Raw genomic sequence first — 5,509 nt, 5'->3', positions numbered from 1 at the left:
GGACAATATGTTGGAGCAGGCTGCCAACACTGCCATGACGATCGGGCCGACAGTTCTAGCGCCGCAAGGGCTGCTGTTTCGACGGCCAATCGATGTGGTAAGGGCGCCAGTACTTTCTGTCGATGATAAGCGAACTATCCTCGCGGCATGGGCTTCGGACTTTTACGCGATCGATTCGAAACCGTCTCTCCGTCACGTTCCAGGAACACCGGAGCCAGTTTCGATCGATGAGGTTCAGTCTGCCCTCAGAGAACTCGATCGGCGCTACGATACCTGAGATCAGGCTGTCAGGCCGTCTATCTCGGCGACTTCCGCAGCTGCTTGACGGTGCACCAACAAGCGAGCGTTGTTCGTCGCCGCCAGGCTCTACGGAGTTTAATGACTCCGGCTCGCGAACGGGCGTTAGTCGCGAAGGCTCTACTAGCAGCGGCGATCGCCTCGGTGTCGTGTGTGAGGGCATGGCCATATGGGGCGAGGCAAAAGCGGTGGTTAGGGGAAATTGGTGGCACTTGGTGCGTCGTCTGGCCGACAAAGCGGACGATGATGAGATTGCTCCGCGAGCCAGTTCCATAAAGCGCAGCCTGGCAAACGACCTGGCCGCCCAACGGGCCACACTTGAGTGCACAGATTTCTTCACTCAGAAAACAAAGGGTTACGATCGGTTTAGAGGCCGCCTGAACGAGCGGCGACCCCGAAGAGTGCTCATCCCCGGGGTTGTGCGCCACACTCAGCAGGTAGGAGATGCTACCACTTATGTTCGTATAGGTGGCAGGGGGAAACGGCTGAACGTTTACTTTCGCCCGGCTTGCGGTTCAACTGTGTTTTGGAAACCTGAGTCTTGTCCAACCGTTCCCACGGGCGGTCTCCACTTTCAGCGAGCCCCCCGGCAGCGGGCGCAACAACTCCTCCTCAGGCTTGTCAAGGTCGAGCTTGCACCGGCACGGGAAAGAAGTTGACGTACGAGGCCACCAATGACCTAGCAGGGTTTTTTACGCGCTTTTCCTTGGCATTATGGTTGCATGCATGACTCCGCTTGGCATCTATCTGCTTCGGGTGCTCGAGGCGGCACCGACGCCACTCGATCCGCTCCTGAGCCCGGTTGAAGGCCTGATCTATCGTCTGTGCGGAGCCGATCCTCGGGCTGAGATGGACTGGAAGGTCCACACCTTCGCCTTCCTCCTCTTCAGCCTATTTGGCACAGTACTCCTGTTTACGATTTTTTGCTTGTCCAGCATCTGGGACCTTGGTTCGATCCGGCTTACCAGATCACGCCGATGACGATCGATCTCGCGCTCAACACGGCGATCAGCTTCGCAACGACGGCCACATGCAGGCCCACGGCGGCGAAACCACGATGAGCTATTTCAGTCAGATGGTAGGCATGCCCAGAACTTCCTGGCTGGTGCTGCAAAGCTTGCGGTGGGCATCGCCTCTATCCGCGGCTCGCATATAAGATACCCATAAATCTCGCCCAGCTCCCACATGGAATTCATATCCATGACAGACCACTTCTGGCTAAAGGAGGATTGCTCATCTCCTTGGATAGCGAACTGGATCACTCCAAAGGTGGCGTCACGGCGAAGTCGATTGTTGCCGACAACCTTGGCCTTTCAGAAATGCCATCCATAGTTCAGTATCTCGCCTCTTTCATCACGGCGGGGATGGCGACGGCGGCCGCCGCCGGCTTTGATCGCTATGAGACAATTCCGAACCTCTCGCTTATCTACGTCCTGCCTGTCGTCGTCAGCAGCGTCGCGTTCGGTCTTGGTCCGGCATTGTTTTCCGCGCTTCTTGGAGCTCTTTCTTTTAATCTATTCTTCACCGAACCCCGCTTCTCGCTGGCGGTGGCGGACACAGCCAACATCTGGGCGATTGCGATGCTTTTGGTCGTCGGCTGTATCACCAGCACCATCGTATCGACGAAACGGCGCGATAAAGCGGAGCTTGACCACTTCCGTCTACACCAGGACAAACTGAAGACTTACGCACGCCAAATGACTGCGGCGACCTCCGTAAAGCAAGCGAAAAGCCTCACACGTGCAACCATTGCGGAGATTCTCCAGGCTCCGATCGCCATTGTTTACGCCGGCAGCGACTATGACGTCGAGGTCGACGGCGACGCCAGCTTAACTGACGTGGAAATAGATGCGGCTAGGGCGGCATCTGCGTCGAACGCGATGGTGGCTGCGGGTGTTTACCCGTTTGACGAATCTCGTTTCGATTTCTGGCCGGTCCAAGCGACGATTGACCAGACGATTGTCATTGGTGCTGCATTTGATCCGGACCGTCGTCCGGCGAATCCCGATGCGACCGCGGAGACGGTCGCGCTAATCCTTGCTGCAACGATTGATCGTTACAAGGCATAGGTCAACGTCAGATCTTATCACTTTCGTGACGCCATGCGATCCAGACAAGCATTACTGCTGGGCGCTACCGCGGGCGTTAGGCCGTCGACTCATAAACTCTGACACCAGATCCTTGCCGCGACGAGTTTGACAGCTACGAGATAGTTTTCCGGGCGCTTGTCGTAGCGAGTAGCGATACCTCGGAACTGTTTGATCTTGTTGAAGAAACGATCCACAAGGTTCCGTTGCCTGTAAACCCAGCGCGAGAACGAGAAGGAGCCCTTACGGGTCGCCTTCGGCGGGATGTTTGCCCGGGCCTTGCGTCGGCCGCCTTGGCTCGGATGGCGTTGGTGTCATAACCCTTATCGGCAAGCAAAATATCACCCTCCAGAGCGCCGATCAGGGCCTCCTAGCCCTGGGGCGAGGCGAGGCGGACGTTGACGGTTGGCAAGTGTACCGGATCGGGCGCAAGAAGGTCCGCAGGGCAGCGATGTCCGGCAGCTTGCCTGCATCAAGGATCGCGGCCAGCCGCTCTGTCAGTTCCCGCTCGCCGATCGTGGGCCAAGCCAGGAGCTCGACAGTGATCTTGCAGGCCTGCTTGTCGGCAAGCCGGTCGAGCAGGGTCTCGAAAGCCCTTGTGTACTCCTGCCGCGGAAACAGCTTGTCGCGATAGACAGGCTGACTGCAGCGTCGCCCGCTCGGCATCGATGCGCTTGCCATAGCGGGCATTACGCCGGTTGACGATCTCATCGATGAAGCCGCGATAGGCGTCGAGATCGTAACGGGTGCCGCACAACAACAAGGCATCGCGGATTGCATTTTTGAGGTGGTCATGCGGGCTCTCAATCGCACGGTACTCAAGGGCAAAGCCCTTGTTGTTGCGGGTCTGCGTCATCCGGTAGTGCGGGCAAAGCTCTGCGTAGCGCCGCGTTTGGTCGTCCTTGGCATCGGCATCCAGATTGCGGAAGGCCGTCGACAGACTGTCGCTTCGATGGTAAGGCGGCGCGCCGCCAAGGAACCAGAGAGCGTTCTGTAGCCCTTCGGCCAGCGGCACAAGCTTTCGCCACCGAGGACGACGTGGGCGTGTTCGAGGCCGGAATAGGCGAACCGAAAAAGATAAAGCAGGTGATCGAGCGGGTGCCCGCGATCGTGATCCCCAGTTCATTCATGTCGGTGAAGTGGAAAGCCCAGTCGGCCGGTGCCATGCGCCCTGGCACTGTGTATAAATGAGGTCAGGCGTTTCACGGTAGCGGCAATTCTACGCACCAGCGGCGGGATCTCGGTCCTGCCGCGCCGCCGTCACTTTCAGGCGCGAACGCAGAAGCATCCATCCAATCAGTGAGACATTAGCACCGGCATAGACATGTTGCTCAAGAACATTCTGCTAGCGCCGCCAAACAACGTTTCGGATAAAGGTGAGCGGCCAAATGCACCGCATACGATGAGGTCTGCTTCTTCCCGATCAAGGCCGGCATACAGGGCACTCGTCATATCAGTTTCGCCCCGATCAGGCCAACCAGCTAATGTGACTTTCACGCCATGGTGCTCAAGGTGGGCTTTTGCATCCTGCACGTCACTGTGTTTGTCACTGTAGTTCGAAGCAAAAATGAAGAGAAAAACTTCGCTCGCCTTTTGCAGAATTGGCATGGCATCGTGTACCGCCCGCGTGGCCTCGCGACTAAAATTCCAAGCGACGACGACTCTATCTCCGATGGTCTTGTTGTTTTTCCATCCCGCTGGAAGCACCAGCATCGGAACTCCGGCCCTTAAGAGAACGCCTTCCGGAACGGCCGAATTACAGAGGTCACGGTCGTCCGGATTGGCGTGTGTGGCGACCAAAAGGTCGGCGCAATGGCAAAAGAAGTGTTCTGCTGCCTCAGCACTTGGCGGGATTACTCGATATTCGAAATCAATACCTCTTCCAGCGACCCCGCGTTCAAATTCCTCTTCGATCGCGAGTGCGGCCTCACGGCTTGCTCCCTCAAATGCCGCCGCTGTGCTGACATCGACGCCGATAAGCCTTGCGTCGAATTTCCTGGCGAGATCAACCGCAGTTTGAACACGGTCAGCGGTGTTTGCACCAGCATCTAGGTAAACAACAACGTCTCGAAAGGACATAACGCCTCCTATCAATCAGACTCTGGGCCGCGGCTTGCAAGAACCACGAGATATGATTTTGATCAGATCGGCATTGACCCATGTCAATAATGGTTGAAAACATCGAAGTGGCGGCCGATCCGATGTCTGCTTACGGTCGAGGAACCCAAACAATAGAAGGCCACGTCTTGACCTAGTTGTCGATGGCGGGGTGTCGTTCCTCACGACCGAGTTGCTGGTTTTTCCAGTTGTACAACGTCTGCCGGCTGACGCCTACCTCCTGAGCCAACGAGCGTCCACTCTCACGACGAGAGCACAAATCAATCGCGGCCGTTCGCTTCTGTTGCTCCGATCGGGGAGTAACGGTTACGATGTTGCCAACAACCCGCCGCCTGGCGTCGCAATCATATTCATCGATCCAGCCCGAGAGCGTTTGACGGCAATCCTCTTCTGATCATCCGAATGCCGTCGTTTGGTGCGTACATAGCCCGCCGGCAAGTCGTGACCACGTTCGTACTCGCGACACCAATGCTTAAGAGCATTCTTAGTCGGTTAGCCCAACTGACGGATCGTGGCATTTACGCGTTTACCAAGCTTGATGTAGAGCTGCACTGCTCTCATGCGGTCTTCGTACGAATACATGAACTATCTCTTGTTAGTCCAAGAATTCGTCCGCACCTCCAGGGGGTCAGTTTCTCACTTCGCCTGGCCACTATGCGCGAGATCCTGGATCGCCTGCGTGTCAGTTATTGCGGGACGGTCGGCTACGAATACATGCATATTTCCGACAGGACGCAAAGGACATGGATCCAGCAACGTGTCGAACCGTTGAACGCTAAGACCGAACTGGCGCCTGATCACAAGCGGCGGCTTCTCCAGAAGCTCGTGGAGGTGACAGGGTACGAGCGGTATCTCAACAAGAAGTTCGTCGGCACGACGCGCTTTGGGCTCGACGGCGGGGAGTCGACAATCGTTGCTCTCGAAGAGATCCTTGAGCATGGTGTGGCCCTTGGTGTAACTGAGGTCGTTTTCGGCATGGCCCATCGCGGACGTCTGAACGTCCTTAG

The 5,509-nt window shown here is 56.9% G+C and carries 4 protein-coding genes and 4 pseudogenes; 4 read left to right on the top strand and 4 right to left on the bottom strand.

Annotated features, from left to right (window positions below):
* The first annotated feature begins 7 nt into the window (after positions 1-7).
* From RHIBUN_RS37160 to RHIBUN_RS0132750, 3 genes are all read left to right on the top strand, one after another.
* Positions 8-277, top strand: coding sequence for a hypothetical protein (locus tag RHIBUN_RS37160; RefSeq protein WP_037217510.1), 270 nt, complete (start codon positions 8-10; stop codon positions 275-277).
* 731 nt (positions 278-1,008) lie between these two features.
* Positions 1,009-1,278, top strand: a complete 270-nt coding sequence (locus RHIBUN_RS0132760; RefSeq protein ID WP_280949594.1) for a potassium-transporting ATPase subunit KdpA — start codon at positions 1,009-1,011, stop codon at positions 1,276-1,278.
* 260 nt (positions 1,279-1,538) lie between these two features.
* On the top strand, positions 1,539-2,366 hold the full coding sequence (locus RHIBUN_RS0132750; RefSeq protein ID WP_245271794.1) for a DUF4118 domain-containing protein: 828 nt from the start codon (positions 1,539-1,541) through the stop codon (positions 2,364-2,366).
* An 89-nt stretch (positions 2,367-2,455) separates the two neighbouring features.
* Here RHIBUN_RS0132750 and RHIBUN_RS36210 read toward each other — a convergent pair.
* The 4 genes and pseudogenes from RHIBUN_RS36210 to RHIBUN_RS36690 all read right to left on the bottom strand — a co-directional run.
* Positions 2,456-2,754, bottom strand: a pseudogene (locus RHIBUN_RS36210) (transposase); the annotation flags it as partial.
* Positions 2,755-3,559, bottom strand: a pseudogene (locus RHIBUN_RS34650) (hypothetical protein); the annotation flags it as partial.
* Positions 3,560-3,680: 121 nt separating this feature from the next.
* Positions 3,681-4,463: a universal stress protein gene (locus tag RHIBUN_RS0132735; RefSeq protein ID WP_025662860.1), complete on the bottom strand. Its 783-nt coding sequence runs from the start codon at positions 4,461-4,463 to the stop codon at positions 3,681-3,683.
* 165 nt (positions 4,464-4,628) lie between these two features.
* Positions 4,629-5,084, bottom strand: a pseudogene (locus RHIBUN_RS36690) (transposase); the annotation flags it as partial.
* A 72-nt stretch (positions 5,085-5,156) separates the two neighbouring features.
* On the opposite strand from RHIBUN_RS36690, the pseudogene sucA reads away from it, so the two are divergent.
* Positions 5,157-5,509: pseudogene (gene sucA, locus RHIBUN_RS36200) on the top strand (2-oxoglutarate dehydrogenase E1 component); the annotation flags it as partial.

Source organism: Rhizobium sp. IBUN, assembly GCF_000510625.1.
In the GTDB taxonomy this organism is placed as follows: Bacteria; Pseudomonadota; Alphaproteobacteria; order Rhizobiales; family Rhizobiaceae; genus Rhizobium; species Rhizobium altiplani.
This window is presented reverse-complemented; position numbering and strand designations above follow the sequence as displayed.